This is a genomic window from Hydrobacter penzbergensis (assembly GCF_900106985.1).
Taxonomy (GTDB): Bacteria; Bacteroidota; Bacteroidia; order Chitinophagales; family Chitinophagaceae; genus Sediminibacterium; species Sediminibacterium magnilacihabitans.
On record NZ_FNNO01000005.1, the window covers coordinates 54,440 to 71,100 of the forward strand.

The following is a 16,661-nucleotide window of genomic DNA, read 5'->3' on the forward strand; positions in this document are numbered from 1 at the left end:
GCATACAATCGTCATATGAAAACAATAACCTGTTTATTAGGGATCGTTTCCCTTTTTGCCTCCTGCAAGTTGAGCAACAACAACCAGAACGGGGCAGACAATAAAGAACTGGCCGCCATGCTCGATAAATATTACGAAGAGCGCATGCAATTGTTTCCCATAGAGGCCACTGTTGATGGTGATAACCGGTATAACGACAAGCTCTACGCCGATTTTACCGACAGCTATCGCAAAAAGCTAAAAGATTTTTACAGCAACTACCTTGTGTACATCACGCATTTCAACAGGGAGAGCCTCAATGACAACGACCGCCTCAGCTATGATATATTCAAGCGTGAAATGGACATCAACCTGGAAGGCCTCGGCTTCAACGACAACCTGATGCCCATGGACCAATTCGAAAGCATGCACCTGATATTTGGCCAGTTCGGCAGCGGCAGTGTGATTCAACCTTTCAAAACAGTGAAAGATTATGAAGACTGGATCAAACGGGCAACGGCATTCAGCGGCTATGCCGACAGCGCCATTGTTTATTTCAGGAAGGGCATTGCAGCCAACACGGTACTACCGGAAAAACTGGTCATCAAAATGATTCCCCAGATGGAATCGATGGTAGTGTCTGATGCGAAGAGCAGCCTGTTTTACGGGCCGATCACCCACCTGCCTGCCGGTTTCAGCGAGGCCGATAAAAAAAGATTCACCAACGATTATGTAAAGCTCATCAACGAACAGATCACACCGGCCTATAAGCGGCTGGCCGATTTTCTGAAACAGGAATACCTGCCCAAAGCCAGAAAAACAACCGGTATCAGCGATATACCCAACGGCTTGAAATACTACCAGTACCGTATCAAAGATCAAACCACTACCAATAAAACACCCGATGAAATTTATCAAACAGGACTTTCTGAAGTGAAACGCATCCGCACAGAAATGGAGCGGATCAAAATGGAAGTTGGGTTCAATGGTGATCTGAAGGCTTTTTTCGAATACATGAAGACCGATAAAAAATTCATGCCCTATAAAACGCCACAGGAAATATTGGCTGCATTTGAAAAGATACACCAGACCATGGAGCCGAACCTGAAAAAGATGTTCGGCCATACGCCCAAAACACCTTTCGAGATCAGGCAAACAGAAGCTTTCCGCGCAGCCAGCGCCAGCGCCGAATACAACCAGGGCAGTGCCGATGGCACACGTCCGGGGATCTTTTATATTCCCATTCTCGACGCTACCAAATTCAATACCACCAGCGGTATGGAGAGCCTGTTCCTGCACGAAGCCATTCCGGGGCATCACTACCAGATCAGCTTGCAGCAGGAAAACCAGAGCCTGCCCAAATTCAGGCGTTTTGGCGGCAACAATGCGTATGCAGAAGGATGGGCGCTGTACTGCGAGAGCCTGGGAAAAGACTTGGGCTTGTACACCGATCCTTACCAGTACATGGGAGCGCTGGGTGATGAGATACACCGGGCCATCAGGCTGGTGGTGGATGTAGGCATGCATGCCAAGGGCATGACACGTGAGCAGGCTATCCAGTATATGATGGATAATGAACCAATCAGTGAAGAAGGAGCCACCGCCGAAATAGAAAGGTATATGGCCATACCGGCGCAGGCATTGGGTTATAAGGTTGGCGCACTCAAGATCAGGGAGCTGCGTACAAAGTATGAAAAACAACTGGGCAATCAATTCAGCCTCTCAGACTTCCACGATAATATCCTGAAAGATGGTAATATGCCCCTGGATGTGCTGGAGAAAAAAATGGATGCCTGGGCTGCGAAGCTCTAATTTTGCGTATGCGCATTGCTGTTAACCGTTTTTCACAGGCTGGCCAACAGCCCGCTACATACCATCATTATATTGAACAACTCTTCAGGCGGTTGAGCCTTGACCGGCCGGCTGAAGAATTTGTTTTTATTGATGAGAAACACAACAACCCGCCACAACTCCAACCCGGTCTGTGGGTGAAACAACCCGCCGATGCCAGTATGCGAACCACCATACCACAAATATTGATTGCCGATGATTGGGTGGTGCCCGGCAGCTTTTTTCGCAAATGGCTGGTGCCGCTGAAACTGCGCAAAGCAAAACAGGTAATAACACTCTCCGCTTTTGTAAAAGATAAACTGGAGAATGAATACCGTATCCCGGCATCACAGATAGCGGTATTGCCCGGTGCGCCTGATCCTTTATTGCAGCCGGCCGACTGGCAGCAGAAAGAAACCATCAAAGCTGCTTATGCAGACGGGCGGGAATATTTCCTGGTCAGCGGAGGCATGTACCACGATACGCTTTTATTAAATCTCCTGAAAGCTTTCTCCCAGTTTAAAAAATGGCAACATAGCAATATGAAGCTGATCATTACCGGTACGGTATCCAAACAACACGCCGGTCTTGCAGAAAAGCTTGCTACTTATAAATACAGGGAAGATGTGGTATTGACCGGCTTGCTTCCGGCAGCAGTGAACACCCGGTTGATAATGGCAGCGTATGCGCTGGTTCATACCACTGCACCCTGTGCATCGGAGCTGATCATGCTGGATGCCATGCAGGCGGGTATCCCTGTTATTGCAGCAGAAGATAATAACCTGCCGGAAACAGGTGGCGATGCGGTCCTGTATGCAGATCCGGCCAACCCGGAAACCATCGGCAAACAAATGCTTGCGCTGTACAAGGATGAAAACCTGCGCGGACAATATATCGAAAAAGGAAAAGAAAAGGCTGCACAATTTAGCTGGGCAACTACTGCAGCAGCATTCTGGCAACTGTTGGTTTCATGAAAATGGGCGATTCAGGGATTCCTAGTACTTTTGCGGTTCTCAATCAATTCAGATGCATACTTCAACGATTTCAATAGACGTTCATTTAGATGAAAACAAAGTGCCGCAGGAGATCAGCTGGTCGGCCACCGATAGTACGGCCGATATGGCGCAGCACGCTAAAGCCATGATGGTGGCTTTCTGGGATGCGGCCGATAAAAGCGCATTGCGCATCGATCTCTGGACCAAAGACATGATGGTAGATGAGATGGCCGATTTTTATTACCAGACCCTCATGGGCATGGCCGATTCTTATATGCGGTCCACACAACAGACCGAACTGGCGGCCGATATGAAAAAATTCGCCCAGGATTTTTATAAGAAATTCAGGGAAACACAATTGAAAGAAAACCAATAAACCATTCGTTATGAGCTTAGAAGAACAAGTGATGTCTGGCATGAAAGATGCTATGAAGTCCAAAGACGAAGCCATGCTGCGCGGCTTGCGCGCCATCAAGGCAGAGATCATCAAAGCGAAAACAGAGCCGGGTGCGAACGGACAGGTTACAGCTGAAGGTGAATTGAAGTTGTTACAGAAGATGATGAAGCAAAGAAAAGATTCACTCGATATCTACCAGCAACAGGGCCGTGCAGACCTGGCGCAGAAAGAACAGGAAGAGATAGCGATCATAGAAAAATTCCTTCCCCAACAATTGAGCGAGGAAGAATTGAAAGAAGCCCTTAAATCCATCATTGCTTCTGTAGGAGCTGCCGGTCCGCAAGACATGGGCAAAGTAATGGGTGTAGCTACAAAACAACTGGCCGGTAAAACAGATGGGAAAGCTATTTCGGCAGCAGTAAAGACCTTATTGGGTTGATAGTTGTTAGTTGTCAGTTGTTAGAATCAACCTTATCTGACAACTGACAACTAACATCTAACAACTGACATCTACCTCATGCTCATAGATTCAATATTTCTGATACTAATGCTTATGGCTCTTTGGAAGGGCTACCGCAACGGTTTGGTTGTGGGCGCCTTTTCATTCCTGGGCATTATCATTGGCCTTGCGGCTGCACTTAAACTTTCGGCTGTTGTGGCGGGCAAGCTCAAAGAGAGCACGCAATTAACAGCCACCTGGCTACCCATCGTTTCATTCCTGCTGGTAATGCTGGGCGTAGCCTTGCTGATAAGGGTAGGAGCCACAATCGTTCAAACCACACTTGAACTGGCTTTCCTGGGATGGGTCAATAAACTGTGTGGTGTTGTTTTATATGCCTGTCTTTATATCACCGTATTCAGCGTACTGCTTTTTTATGCCGTGAACATGCACCTGATCAAGCCCGAAACGCTGGCCGCCTCCCGTTCCTATCCTTTTGTAGCGCCCTGGGGAAGTAAGATCATCAATGGTTTTGGAGCGGTGATCCCCGTTTTCAAAGGACTCTTTGATGAGCTTACCCAATTCTTTGAAAGCATTGGCAAGCATATCAGGTAAAGCTTTCTTATTATTATATATACGATCGATTGTGTGGTTTCGCTTATGAAGCCAATCTGCTGTTTTTAATGTTAAAATCAGTATTTTAGCATACATCCATCATATTTATATAACAGGAGCATTGTAACGTTTCCGTATTTTATTGAATGGATTTCCTTTTATTTGTACCGAGCCAATCTGCTGGCATAAGAAAATGAAAATGAAGTAATGAATTACGAGATCAAACAACAGGATAAGTTCAGATTTATTGAAGAAGGCCAGGGAGAAACCCTGTTGCTACTGCACGGATTATTCGGCGCACTGAGCAATTTTGAAGACCTGATCGAGCACTTTAAGCGGAATTACAAAGTAGTGGTTCCCATACTTCCACTGTTCGACCTGGATATTTTCCATACTACCGTAAGTGGATTGGAGAAATATGTCCATAAGTTCATTGAGATGCGGGGCTACCAGCAAATTCATCTCCTGGGCAATTCGCTGGGCGGACATGTGGCGCTGCTGCATATCTTAAAACATCCCGAAAGGATCAAGTCGTTGATCCTTACCGGCAGTAGCGGGTTGTTTGAGAATGGTATGGGTGACAGCTACCCGAAGCGGGGCGATTATGATTATATCAAAAAGAAAACGGAGTTGACGTTTTACGATCCCGCCACCGCTACCAAAGAACTGGTGGATGAAGTGTTCGAGATCACCAATAACCGGATCAAAGTGATCAAGATCATTGCCCTTGCCAAAAGCGCCATCCGTAATAACCTCGGTGAAGAACTCAACCAAATTAAGCAACCTACCTTGCTGATCTGGGGCAATAATGATTCGGTTACGCCTCCTTTTGTAGGACGTGAATTCAACCGGCTGATCCCCAACAGCGAGTTGCATTTTGTTGACAAATGCGGACATGCACCCATGATGGAAGTGCCGGAAGCGTTCAACGAAATACTGGCCGGCTTTCTGAATAAACTGAAAAAACCTGCCGCAACCATAGCATAGATTTTTACGTATTAGTAAAGAAAGAACAGCATGCTGGCATCGCAATTGATCCATACCGGGTTTCCCGCCATCAACCTTTTCGACAGGGTGGCGCTGGCACTGCAACTGATGGAAGATTACGACGTGTTGCACCTGCCGGTATTGAGCGAAGAAAAGTTCATTGGCCTGGTAACCAAAGACGATTTGTTCGATGCCGATGAAGATGCATTGGTGGCTTCACTGGAGCATTCATTGGTTACAGTATCTGTTAAGACCGAAGAACATTTTTTATTGGCTGTGAAACAGGCCGCTGCACACCAGCTTTCACTGGTACCCGTAGTCAATGAGCAATCGGAACTGACCGGTGTGATCCCTGCCAAAGACCTCCTGCGCCATCTCTCGCATTTCCTGGGCAATGATGAACCGGGCGGTGTGATTGTACTGGAAACAGATAAAAGGCATTTTTCTTTTGGAGAGATCAGCCGGCTGGTAGAAACCAACGATGCCTATATCACCCAACTGAATACTTATACCGAAGCAGATACGGGGCTGGTAGTGGTAACCATCAAGATCAACAAGGTAGAAGTATCTGATATCGTAGCCTCTTTCCAACGGTATGAATACATCGTTCGCTATTATTTTGGCGAAGAACAATATGCCAATGAGCTCAAAGAGAACTACAATCACCTGATCGCTTACCTGAACATATAAATGGTAATCACGATGAAATGAGTCCTTGCAAATGACGAATTCCATCTGACAATGAAAAATGAATATTATCAGATGAAAGTATTACCAGTATTGCTTCTCCTTGCTTTATTCTTTTCATTTAATTGCCTGGATGCACAGGATACGGTATCTGCCATCACTGCCGATACAAGTAGCGCTATAAAGCCGGAAATGGCTTCCCTCAAAAACATGGCTTTACTGGTAACAGATGTGGTTGTTTCGGGGAATAAAAAAACAAAACTGTTCATTGTAATGCGGGAACTGCCTTTTAAAAAAGGCGATGAATTGTCCGGCGCCAACCTGCCCGCCCTGTTCAACCAGGCGCGCCAGCAACTGATGAATACCCTGTTGTTTGTAGATGTAGCCATCTACATTGCCGAAAGAAAAGGCAACCTGGTCAGGATCAATGTAGACCTGAAAGAACGCTGGTACCTGTTCCCGTTACCTTATTTCCGACTGGTAGACCGCAACTTCAACCAATGGTGGGTAGACCAGAAACGAAGCCTGGAAAGGGTGAATTACGGAATGAAATTCACGCAGAACAATGTCAGCGGACGCAACGATAATTTAGATGTATGGCTCATCACGGGTTATACACAACAGATCACACTGCGGTACGAGCTGCCCTTTTTTGACCGTAAGCTTAGGAATGGTTTCAATGTAGGATTTGTGTATGCCACGCAAAAAGAAGTGAACTACGCAACGGGCAATAACAAACAACTATTTTATAAACAGGAGGAAGTGGCGCGGAGGGTTACACGCGCCGATTTTACTTATTCTTACCGGCCCAATGTAAAAGAGCGGCATTATTTCCGCGTATCGTATAACCACGAATCGGTGGCCGATACCATTCTGCAGATCAACCCGCTTTATTACCCGGATGGGAAAACAGAAATGAAGCACATTGATTTCGCCTATCAATACAAATATTACAATGTAGACCAGGTATCTTATCCTTCGAAAGGATTCCAGATAGAAGCCAATTTGTACAAACGCGGTCTCGATAAAACATCCAATCTATGGCTGGCCAGCACCCGGGCTGTTTATGCCGTACCAATAGCTCCTAAAACTTTTTTGCACTGGGAAGCGATCGCAACCGTTAAACTGCCTTTCAGCAATTATTTCTTCAATGAAAAGCTGATTGGGTATGGGTTTACGCAAATGCGCGGGTTGGAATACAATGTAGTGGATGGCGTGGCGGGAGGAATATTGAAGAGTACCATCCACCACCAACTGCTGGGCTTTGTTTTCAAAAATCCTTTCCCCAGCAAAACGCATGACCGGATACCTTTCCGTATTTTCCTGAAAGCTTATGGCGATCTGGGCTATGGTTACAATACCCAGCCAAACCCTACCAATACACTGAATAATGGTTTATTACGCACCTGGGGTCTTGGGATGGACATTGTTTCCATATATGATTTTGTCTTTAAAATCGAGTATAGCTTTAACCAACTGGGGCGCAATGGACTATATTTACAGACGAGAAACGACTTTTAAGTGATATGAAGGTTGCGATTTACAGCAGGGGCATCGATTATGAACAGGAAAACCCATTATTGGCGCTCCTGGAAGAATTGGCGCGTTACGATACCACCGTTCACCTGTACGAACCTTTACTGCACCGGTTTTCCCTGCCGCAGCACCTGCTGGCTAAAACCGTGTTGTTCCAGACATCGGGCGACCTTACGCCCGATATCGATTGCCTGATAAGCCTGGGTGGCGATGGTACCATGCTCGACGCTGTAACCCTGGTGAGAGACTATAATATACCCATACTGGGCATTAATTTCGGCCGCCTGGGATTCCTGGCCAGCATTAGTCGCGATGACCTGGGCAGCGCAGTGGATGCTTTGGTGAATCATACGTTTGTCGTGGATAAAAGAACCCTGATCCACCTCGACTCCAACGAGCCGCTCTTTGACCAGACACCCTTTGCACTGAACGAGTTCGCCATCCATAAAAGGGATACTTCGCCCATGATCAAGGTACATACCTACCTGAACGGCGAATTCCTGAACAGCTACTGGGCCGACGGGCTGATCGTGAGTACGCCCACCGGCTCCACCGGATATAATGTGAGTTGCAACGGACCCATCCTGTTCCCGGAATCGTCCAGTTTTGTGATCACGCCGGTAGCGCCCCATAACCTGAATGTGCGGTCGATCGTGGTGCCGGATACCAGTGTTATTTCGTTTGAAGTGGAGGGGCGGGCCGACCAATTCATTTGTGCCCTGGATGCCCGGAGGGAAATCGTGGACAAAACCATCCAATTGGCCGTAAAAAAGGAACAATTCAGGGTGAATTTGGTGCGTTTGAACGAAAATAGCTTCTTGTCGACCCTCCGGACCAAACTTACCTGGGGCCTCGATAAAAGAAATTAATCTTGATCGTATTTAAAATAGGTGTTATTTTACGTATCCAATATGCTAATATGCCGGTTAAATTTATACTGAGAAAGACCTTAACCTTCCTGCTTACTACCTTAGCGTTGCAAAAAGCGGATGCCCAACTCATGGAAAGTTTCAGGCACCTGGGCGAAGTGGGGGTGGCTGTGGGAGCCGCCCATTATTTTGGCGATCTGAACCCCGACTTGCGGGTGAACAGGCCTAAAATGGCTGCCGGGGTCTTTTACCGGAGGCAACTCAGCGAGTATATAGGATTACGCATTTCCGGAGATTTTGCCATGTTGGGCTATTCCGATATGTACAGCAATAACCCCGTTCAGCGCAGGCGCAACCTCAGCTTCAATACCAATGTATGGGAACTGGCCCTGGCGGGTGATTTCAACTTTTTCAAATTCAATCCCACTTTCGAAGGCTATAATTATACACCTTATGTAGGACTGGGGATCGGTGTGTTTTCTTTCGACCCTTATGCGTACCTAAACGGCCAGAAATACTACCTGCGCCCCCTGGGTACCGAAGGCCAGGGCAGCGCCGCTTATCCCAATCTCAAACCTTATAGTCCCATCGCCATCAGCATCCCTTTTACCCTGGGCTTCAAATATGCCATCAGTGAGCGTATGAACTACTTCGCCGAGCTTACTTACCGTTTTACCAGTACCGATTACCTCGATGATGTGAGCGGCAATTATGCCCCGGATGCCTTCTCGCCCCTGCCTGACGGGTCACCCTCGCCTGCTTTCTTATTGCAGGATAGGAGCTATGAAACGGGTTCCCGCATAGGAACCAAGGGGGTACAAAGGGGAAACAGTACCAGAAAAGATTCTTTTGTGACCCTCAAAGTGGGTGTTTCCTTCAACCTGCAATCTTACAAATGTCCTTCGCCTAATGGCAAGAATTAATCACGCAAACCGCTGATTTCGTTAATTTCGCTGCCTAAACGCAGGGAAGCACTATGCCGGAAGACCTTGTAGCAGGGATCGATAAAGCCCGACTACCCAAGCATATAGCGATCATTATGGATGGCAACGGGCGCTGGGCCCAGGAAAAAGGACAGGATCGATTGTATGGCCATTTTCATGGGGTGGAAAGCGTGCGCAATATCGTAGAAGGCGCGGCAGAGCTGGGTATACAGTATCTTACGCTGTATGCATTCAGTACCGAAAATTGGGACCGGCCGCAGCAGGAAGTGGAAGGATTGATGTCGTTATTGGTAGACACCATTCGTAAAGAAGTGCCAACGCTCAATAAGAACAATATCCGCCTGCATGTGATCGGCGACCTGAATATGCTGCCCGATTTTGCGCGTATGGAACTTGAAGAATCATTGGAGATGACCAAAGCCAATACAGGACTGAACTTAGTGATGGCGTTGAGTTACAGCAGCCGGTGGGAACTGGTAAATGCCGTAAAGAATATCGGCATCGATGTGAAGGCGGGCCGGATCAACCCGGAGACCATCAACCAGGAGACCCTGGAGCAATACCTTTCCACCAGTGATTTTCCCGATCCGGAACTGATGATCCGTACCAGTGGGGAATACCGCATCAGCAATTTCCTTTTGTATCAACTGGCTTATGCCGAATTATATTTCACCGACACCCGTTGGCCCGATTTCCGCAAAGAAAACCTGTATGAAGCCATTATCGACTTCCAGAACAGGGAACGCAGATTTGGTAAAACAGGTCAGCAAATAAAGGAGGAATCCCCATTGACCTGATCCCATTCTCAACCGCATACCTTAATTTATCCGGGGTGATTTAACAAACACTTTTAATAATTCCCGTTAATTTGCCCCGCTTATCAAACCAGAAATATGGCAGGAAGATACTGTTGCAGTACTTTCAGCACAGCAACTTAACAAACCAAACCGGATGCAGCAAGTGTACAAATTTTTAGTCTTGGCTTTCGTTACCTCGATGGTGGGTTTTTCTGCAAAGGCGCAACAAAAAACAGGGGTAGACACTACGATCACATCCATAGATGCCGATTTGTTGAATATCTTCAACCAAAAGACACCTAAAAAATACAAGGTGTCTGCGATCAAAGTAACAGGTAACCGCTTTTTCGATGAGAACCTGCTGATCTCCATTGCCAATATCAATGTGGGCGATGAAGTGACCATTCCCGGTGGCGATAATTTTTCCAAAGCCATTACCAAGCTCTGGGGACAGAATTATTTCAGCGATGTTGAAATTTATATCACCAAACTACAGGGCAAAAACATCGATATCGAAATTGCTGTAACGGAAAGGCCGCGCTTGTCTAAATTCCATTTCATCAACATCAGCAAGGGGCAGGCGGAAGAGCTACAGGGGAAAACGGGTCTCGTACCCAACCGTGTGGTAACGGAGAACATGAAGATCACCGCTATTGAAGCCATCAAAAAATTCTATGCCGAGAAAGGCTTCCAGGATTCCAAAGTAACCATATCGGAAACGAAAGACTCTACTTTCGATAATTCACTGGTGTTAAACTTTTTGGTTGAAAAGGGACACAAGGTCCATATCAATAACATCAACTTCGGCGGTACTACAGTAGATAACGGCAAGTTGAAAAAACAACTCAAGGGAACCAAAGAGCAGTCCAGGCTTACCCTGCATCCTACTGTAGACAGTGGGCAGATCGTAAGCGTGAAGCGCTATTCATTTGATGAATACATCAAAGACAATGGCTTCCTCACTTTCAGCAAAACCAAAAAAGTACTCGATCCTTATATCCGTATCAAACTTTCTTCGGCCAAATTCGATTTGAAGAAGTACAATGAAGACAAAGAGAGCCTGGTAACTTATTACAACTCGCTGGGCTACCGCGATGCAGTGATTGAAAAAGATACCGTATACCACAACGCCAATGGCGACCTCAACATTGACATCAAGATGAATGAGGGACGTAAATATTATTTCGGTAACATCAGCTGGCGGGGTAATACCAAATATTCCGATTCATTGCTCAGCGGTATATTGGGTATTCAGAAGGGAGATATTTACAACCTGGAATTGCTGAACAACAAACTGGGTAAAACCTCCACTCCTGAAGGAGGTGATATCAACAACCTGTATCAGGATGATGGCTACCTGTTCTTCCGCACTGACCCCGTAGAAACGGCGGTATATAATGATACCATTGATTACGAAATCAGGATCATGGAAGGTCCGCAAGCCACGATCAAGAATGTGCGCATCAGTGGTAACGATCGTACCAAGGAGTATGTGATACGCCGCGAACTGCGTACCATCCCCGGTGAAAAATTCAGCCGCAGAGACCTGGTGCGTTCTGTTCGTGAGATTGCACAGCTGAACTATTTCAACCAGGAAAAGATCAACCCCGTACCCGTACCCAACCCCGACGACGGAACGGTAGACATCAATTATTCTGTTGAAGAAAAATCGAGCGACCAGCTGGAGCTGAGTGCGGGATGGGGAGGCTATATTGGCTTAACAGGAACACTGGGCGTTACATTCAATAACTTTTCTATCCGCAATATCTGGAAGAAATCGGCCTGGGATCCCTTACCAATGGGCGACGGGCAAAAACTGAGCTTGCGCGTGCAAAGTAATGGTAAAGCGTTCCGCTCTTATAACTTCTCGTTCACCGAACCCTGGCTGGGCGGTAAAAAAAGGAATGCACTTACTTTCAGCATTTTCAATACCAAATACGGACAAACTTACGACCCGCTTACCGGTGCATATAATCCGAACGTAGCCGACAGCCGATATATTTCTACTACCGGCGCCACCGTGAGCCTGTCGAAGCAGTTGAAATGGCCCGATGACTTTTTCTCACTTTCCATGGGTGTGAATTATACCCGTTATAAGTTGAGCAATTATGCCATTGACCCCACCAACCTGCCCGGTTTTGAGAATGGTATCGTGAACAACCTGAACTTCAGGGTGGCTTTACAGCGTAACTCTGTGAACCAGCCGATGTTCCCTACCAGCGGTTCTACTTTCCTGCTGAGCTTGCAGGTAACGCCGCCGTACTCAGCGATTGATAAAAATATCCTGACGGCTTCCAATCCATATAACTGGATCGAATACCACAAATGGCGTTTCAACGGAGAATGGTATGTGCCCCTGGGCAAACCACACGGTGAAGACAAGAGCAAGCAGTTTGTGCTGAAAATGGCGGCCAAATACGGCTTCCTGGGCAGGTTCAATTCAGACCTGGGTATCTCTCCTTTCGAACGTTTTCAGGTGGGCGATGCCGGTCTGAGTAACCAGTTCGCGCTGTTGGGTTACGATATCATTGCGCACAGAGGTTATCCTGTGTATGATAATTCGAATCCGAAGATCAACCCCGATAAGCAAGTGGCCAGCCAGTACTTTACCATATTCAATAAGTATACCATGGAACTGCGTTACCCGCTCAGTTTGAGTCCCAGCAGCACCATCTATGCTTTGGGTTTCTTTGAAGCGGCCAACGGCTGGTATTCCATGAAAGATTATAATCCTTTCCAGTTAAGGCGTTCGGTAGGTTTGGGTATGCGCTTTTTCCTGCCGATGTTTGGCTTACTTGGATTTGATTATGGTATAGGATTAGACAGGTTCACGCCCGGCGGTTCTTTGAAAGATGCTGCCAGGTTTACCTTCATGTTAGGATTTGAACCGGAATAGGACAACCCTTAACTAAACCAATATTATGAAAAAGCTATTCTTTGTTGCCGTTATATGGATGGCCCTGGCCCATACCGCAGTTGCACAGCAGCGTTATGCCATTATCGATACACGGTATATCCTGGAGAAAATTCCTGAATACAAAGACGCCGATAAAAAGTTAAAACAAATCGGCGACCAATGGCAGAAAGAGATCGACGATAAACAGGCGCAGCTCGATAAAATGTATAAAAGCTATGAGGCTGAACAGTTTATGTTGAGCGATGCGCTGAAGAAGAAAAGAGAGGATGAATTGTTTGTGATGGAGAAAGAGATACGCGACCTGCAGAAAAAACGCTTCGGTTTTGAAGGGGATCTTTTCAAAGAAAGACAAAGACTTGTTAAACCTGTGCAGGACAAGGTATATACCGCCGTTCAGAAGATGGCAATAGCCAAAGCCTACGATTTCGTACTCGATAAAAGTGAAGGAATTACCGTTATATTTGCCGACCCCAAACTAGATAAGAGTGAAGATGTGTTAAGGGAACTGGGGATCAAAAATTAGTCTAAAACAAAAACAAACATAAATTCTCACTACAATGAAGAAGTTTTTAATTGTGTGTGTTGCTATTGGAGCAGGTTTCCTGTTTGCCAACCAGTCGAGTGCACAGCAGGTTAAGATCGGGTATTTTGATGAGCAGTCTATCTTACCCCTGATGCCGGGTATCCAGAAAGTGGATACGCTCCTGAGAAGTTTCAGCGAAGATTCACTCAGACAAGAGTATGATTATACATTGGGCATGTACATGCGCCAGGACAGCGTTTGGAAAAAAGATTCAGCTACCATGCCTGCCAAAGCCAGGGAACTGGCCCAGCGTGACCTGAACACCCTGAAGATCAAATTGATCAGGTGGCAGGAATATTCCAACAACCTGGCTGAGCAGAAAAAAGAAGAGCTGCTGGCTCCTTTCATGAAGAAAATAGTAGACGCTTTGCACGAGGTGGTGGTAGAGCAGAAATACGCGTATGTTTTAAAGCAGGATGCATTGTATCCTTATGTTCAACCCCCGTTGTTGGATAATCTTACCATCCGTGTAGCCATGAAACTGAAGTTGGCCATCCCCAAAGAACTCGAAGAGGAATGGAAACGCCAGTCAGGCGGTGGCGCTCCCAGCAACAGGCCTTCCGGCGGTGCTGTAAAACCCAAAGGATAATTGATAAAATCAATGATACTTCGAACCCCGTTATACCAACGGGGTTCTTATTTTTGAGTCATGCAAGGAAAAGGTCCCATTGGTGTTTTCGACAGCGGCTATGGCGGTTTAACCGTGCTGAAGGAGATCGTTCAGCGTTTACCGCAATACGATTATATCTATATGGGCGATAATGCCCGTGCGCCTTACGGTCCGCGTTCTTTTGAAACCATTTATCATTATACGCTTGAGTGTGTTCAGTGGTTTTTCACACAGGGATGCGAATTGGTAGTGCTGGCGTGCAACACAGCATCCGCCAAAGCTTTGCGCACCATTCAACAGAAAGACCTGCCCCGCATAGATCCTTCCAGGAGAGTGTTGGGTGTTATCAGGCCTACAACAGAAGTGGTAGGCAATTATTCGCATTCGGGTGAAGTGGGTATTATGGGAACCGTGGGAACCGTGCAGAGTGAAAGTTATCCTATTGAAATAGCTAAATTCTTTCCAGACTTGAAAGTGTACCAGGAAGCTTGTCCTATGTGGGTGCCACTCGTAGAAAATGATGAGTATGATAAGCCGGGAGCGGATTATTTCATCAGGCAGCACATCAACAGGCTACTGGAACAATCGCCCAGGATAGATACTTTATTGCTGGCCTGCACTCATTATCCGCTGCTCATTGATAAGATCCGGCAATTTGCTCCGCAAGGAATGACCATTCTTTCCCAGGGAGCCATTGTAGCGCCCAGTCTTGAAAAATACCTGGCCAACCACCCTGAAATGGCGGCAAAATGCACCACTGGCGGACAGTTACAATTTTATACTACCGATTCTCCTGCTGATTTCGACAACCATGCCACCCGTTTCTTTGGCAAACCGGTTACATCAAAACACCTTGATCTCCAATCATTTAAATGTTGATCCCTAAAAAATCTAACAACTGACAACCAACAACTAACAACTTTTCCCTACCTTCGCCGTCCTTTCACAGGCGGCAGTATGGTGACTGCAGCATGAAATGAAACAAAATTTCCGGGTTAGTTAAACAACGTCATTATGAAACGTACATTTCAACCGCACAAACGTCGTCGCAAATCCGTTCACGGATTCCGCAAGCGCATGCAAACTGCCAATGGCCGCAAAGTGCTGGCAAGCCGTCGTGCAAAGGGTCGTAAGAAACTCACTGTTTCAAGCGAGAAAGGTTTAAAATAAAACCGGGGCTCTTCCGGGAGCCAGGTATTGAAAATATAAGTCCCGCGATCGCGGGACTTTTTTAGTTTAGTGTAAGAATGTCCGCCTCATTTTCATACAATAAAAAGGAAAAGCTCAAGAGCCGTAAACAGATCGATGGATTGTTCGCAAAAGGGCGCAGTTTCCTGGTATTCCCGGTGAAAGTATTTTACCTGCCTGTTGATACAAAGGAAGTGCAGCCGGTAAAAGCGGGTGTTGGCGTCAGTGCACGCCATTTCAAAAAAGCGGTGGACCGCAATCGTGTTAAACGTTTACTGCGCGAAACATACCGCTTGCATAAACAACCGCTTTACGATTGTATGGAGGCACGCAAACAGCAACTGGCTGTTTTTTTCCTGTATATTGATAAAACCCTGCCATCTATAGACCTGCTGCAAAAAAAAATGCCCCTGCTGGTAAATAAGCTGATCAAAGCATTACATGAAACGCCTACTTCAGATACTGAGCTGGCCGCTGATACTGCTGGTTAAAATATACCAGTACGTGATCTCCCCTGCCATCGGCCCCAAATGCAGGTTCACGCCCACCTGCTCGCAGTATGCCATCACTGCTTTGCAAAAACACGGGCTGATCAAAGGAACTTTGCTGGCCATCAAGCGTATCAGCAAATGCCATCCCGGAGGCGGCAGTGGTTACGATCCTGTTCCCTGATGCGTTATTACTTTTTTACCGGAACGGTCATTGCCTGTAACCTGGCAATTTCTTCCCGTACTTCTTTGATGCTGAAGAAACGGTATACTTCGGGGTCTTTATCGCCTACTTTTTCGGCAGAAGTCATTTTGTGATAAGGGCCTACAACTATCGCGTCTATATTGGCGCTGATTTTTGTAGCGGTATTGGGAAGTAAAAAGAAATTACGGTTGGCTGCGCTGATGTTCTTCCCCTCTGTTACCTGAACCAGTGAATCGATCCGCTTCTTCACATCATCCTGAGAAAACACCTGCTTCAATGTTTTAGGATCTGCATAAGGCTGGTAGCCGCCTACAATGGTATCGTTCTTTACATTAATTACATAGAGGCCGTTATCGGTGATGTCAACACTGCTGTTACCTGCGGGAGAGCTGAGCTGGAAACTGAGCTTTTGACCGGCGATGTCGATGGTTTTTTCATCGTGTCCGGCGCCATCTTTGGCTGTAATGGTTCGGGTATCTGTATTCACATCTGCAGCGCCCTTGCTCATGACGATAAGCCGCTTGTTGTTACTGGAACAAGCGCTGAGTAATGCGAGCGCTGATAAACCGAAGAATAGTTTTTTCATAATGACATG

At 46.5% G+C, this 16,661-nt stretch carries 19 protein-coding genes; 18 read left to right on the top strand and 1 reads right to left on the bottom strand.

Features of this window, described 5'->3' with window-relative positions:
* Positions 1 to 15 precede the first annotated feature (15 nt).
* The 18 genes from BLU98_RS06995 to yidD all read left to right on the top strand — a co-directional run bounded on the left by BLU98_RS06995 (position 16) and on the right by yidD (position 16,045).
* Positions 16 to 1,791 (top strand): DUF885 domain-containing protein, encoded by a 1,776-nt coding sequence (locus BLU98_RS06995; RefSeq protein ID WP_092723328.1) that lies wholly within the window; start codon positions 16 to 18, stop codon positions 1,789 to 1,791.
* An 8-nt stretch (positions 1,792 to 1,799) separates the two neighbouring features.
* Positions 1,800 to 2,783: a glycosyltransferase gene (locus BLU98_RS07000; RefSeq protein WP_092723329.1), complete on the top strand. Its 984-nt coding sequence runs from the start codon at positions 1,800 to 1,802 to the stop codon at positions 2,781 to 2,783.
* 52 nt (positions 2,784 to 2,835) lie between these two features.
* Positions 2,836 to 3,180: a gliding motility protein GldC gene (gldC, locus tag BLU98_RS07005; RefSeq protein ID WP_026768709.1), complete on the top strand. Its 345-nt coding sequence runs from the start codon at positions 2,836 to 2,838 to the stop codon at positions 3,178 to 3,180.
* Between the two features lie 10 nt (positions 3,181 to 3,190).
* Positions 3,191 to 3,640, top strand: coding sequence for a GatB/YqeY domain-containing protein (locus BLU98_RS07010; protein ID WP_092723330.1), 450 nt, complete (start codon positions 3,191 to 3,193; stop codon positions 3,638 to 3,640).
* A gap of 78 nt (positions 3,641 to 3,718) precedes the next feature.
* A complete protein-coding gene (locus BLU98_RS07015; protein ID WP_092723331.1) occupies positions 3,719 to 4,255 on the top strand; it encodes a CvpA family protein in 537 nt (178 codons plus the stop codon).
* 207 nt (positions 4,256 to 4,462) lie between these two features.
* Entirely contained in the window at positions 4,463 to 5,242 is a 780-nt protein-coding gene (locus BLU98_RS07020) for an alpha/beta fold hydrolase (RefSeq protein ID WP_092723332.1), read from the top strand.
* A 30-nt stretch (positions 5,243 to 5,272) separates the two neighbouring features.
* Complete coding sequence (locus BLU98_RS07025; RefSeq protein ID WP_092723333.1) at positions 5,273 to 5,932, top strand: CBS domain-containing protein; 660 nt, start codon at positions 5,273 to 5,275, stop codon at positions 5,930 to 5,932.
* Positions 5,933 to 6,004: 72 nt separating this feature from the next.
* Positions 6,005 to 7,450, top strand: a complete 1,446-nt coding sequence (locus BLU98_RS07030; RefSeq protein ID WP_257574779.1) for a POTRA domain-containing protein — start codon at positions 6,005 to 6,007, stop codon at positions 7,448 to 7,450.
* A 5-nt stretch (positions 7,451 to 7,455) separates the two neighbouring features.
* Positions 7,456 to 8,334: an NAD kinase gene (locus BLU98_RS07035; RefSeq protein WP_092723335.1), complete on the top strand. Its 879-nt coding sequence runs from the start codon at positions 7,456 to 7,458 to the stop codon at positions 8,332 to 8,334.
* Positions 8,335 to 8,384: 50 nt separating this feature from the next.
* The gene (porG, locus tag BLU98_RS07040) at positions 8,385 to 9,257 is read left to right on the top strand and encodes a type IX secretion system protein PorG (RefSeq protein WP_257574780.1); all 873 of its coding nucleotides are present in this window, start codon (positions 8,385 to 8,387) and stop codon (positions 9,255 to 9,257) included.
* 53 nt (positions 9,258 to 9,310) lie between these two features.
* Positions 9,311 to 10,075 (top strand): undecaprenyl pyrophosphate synthase, encoded by a 765-nt coding sequence (gene uppS / locus BLU98_RS07045; RefSeq protein ID WP_092723336.1) that lies wholly within the window; start codon positions 9,311 to 9,313, stop codon positions 10,073 to 10,075.
* A 181-nt stretch (positions 10,076 to 10,256) separates the two neighbouring features.
* Positions 10,257 to 12,971, top strand: coding sequence for a BamA/OMP85 family outer membrane protein (locus tag BLU98_RS07050; protein ID WP_257574781.1), 2,715 nt, complete (start codon positions 10,257 to 10,259; stop codon positions 12,969 to 12,971).
* A gap of 25 nt (positions 12,972 to 12,996) precedes the next feature.
* Positions 12,997 to 13,515: an OmpH/Skp family outer membrane protein gene (locus BLU98_RS07055; RefSeq protein ID WP_092723338.1), complete on the top strand. Its 519-nt coding sequence runs from the start codon at positions 12,997 to 12,999 to the stop codon at positions 13,513 to 13,515.
* Between the two features lie 34 nt (positions 13,516 to 13,549).
* On the top strand, positions 13,550 to 14,164 hold the full coding sequence (locus tag BLU98_RS07060) for an OmpH/Skp family outer membrane protein (protein WP_092723339.1): 615 nt from the start codon (positions 13,550 to 13,552) through the stop codon (positions 14,162 to 14,164).
* Between the two features lie 60 nt (positions 14,165 to 14,224).
* Positions 14,225 to 15,064 (top strand): glutamate racemase, encoded by an 840-nt coding sequence (murI, locus tag BLU98_RS07065; RefSeq protein ID WP_092723340.1) that lies wholly within the window; start codon positions 14,225 to 14,227, stop codon positions 15,062 to 15,064.
* A 135-nt stretch (positions 15,065 to 15,199) separates the two neighbouring features.
* Complete coding sequence (gene rpmH, locus BLU98_RS07070) at positions 15,200 to 15,355, top strand: 50S ribosomal protein L34 (RefSeq protein ID WP_026774417.1); 156 nt, start codon at positions 15,200 to 15,202, stop codon at positions 15,353 to 15,355.
* 77 nt (positions 15,356 to 15,432) lie between these two features.
* A complete protein-coding gene (gene rnpA, locus BLU98_RS07075) occupies positions 15,433 to 15,864 on the top strand; it encodes a ribonuclease P protein component (protein ID WP_092723341.1) in 432 nt (143 codons plus the stop codon).
* Positions 15,815 to 16,045, top strand: a complete 231-nt coding sequence (yidD, locus tag BLU98_RS07080) for a membrane protein insertion efficiency factor YidD (protein ID WP_026768722.1) — start codon at positions 15,815 to 15,817, stop codon at positions 16,043 to 16,045. Before rnpA ends, yidD begins: the two co-directional genes overlap by 50 nt.
* 7 nt (positions 16,046 to 16,052) lie before the next feature.
* On the opposite strand, the gene BLU98_RS07085 is transcribed toward yidD, so the two are convergent.
* Entirely contained in the window at positions 16,053 to 16,652 is a 600-nt protein-coding gene (locus tag BLU98_RS07085; RefSeq protein ID WP_092723342.1) for a lipoprotein, read from the bottom strand.
* Positions 16,653 to 16,661: the final 9 nt, after the last annotated feature.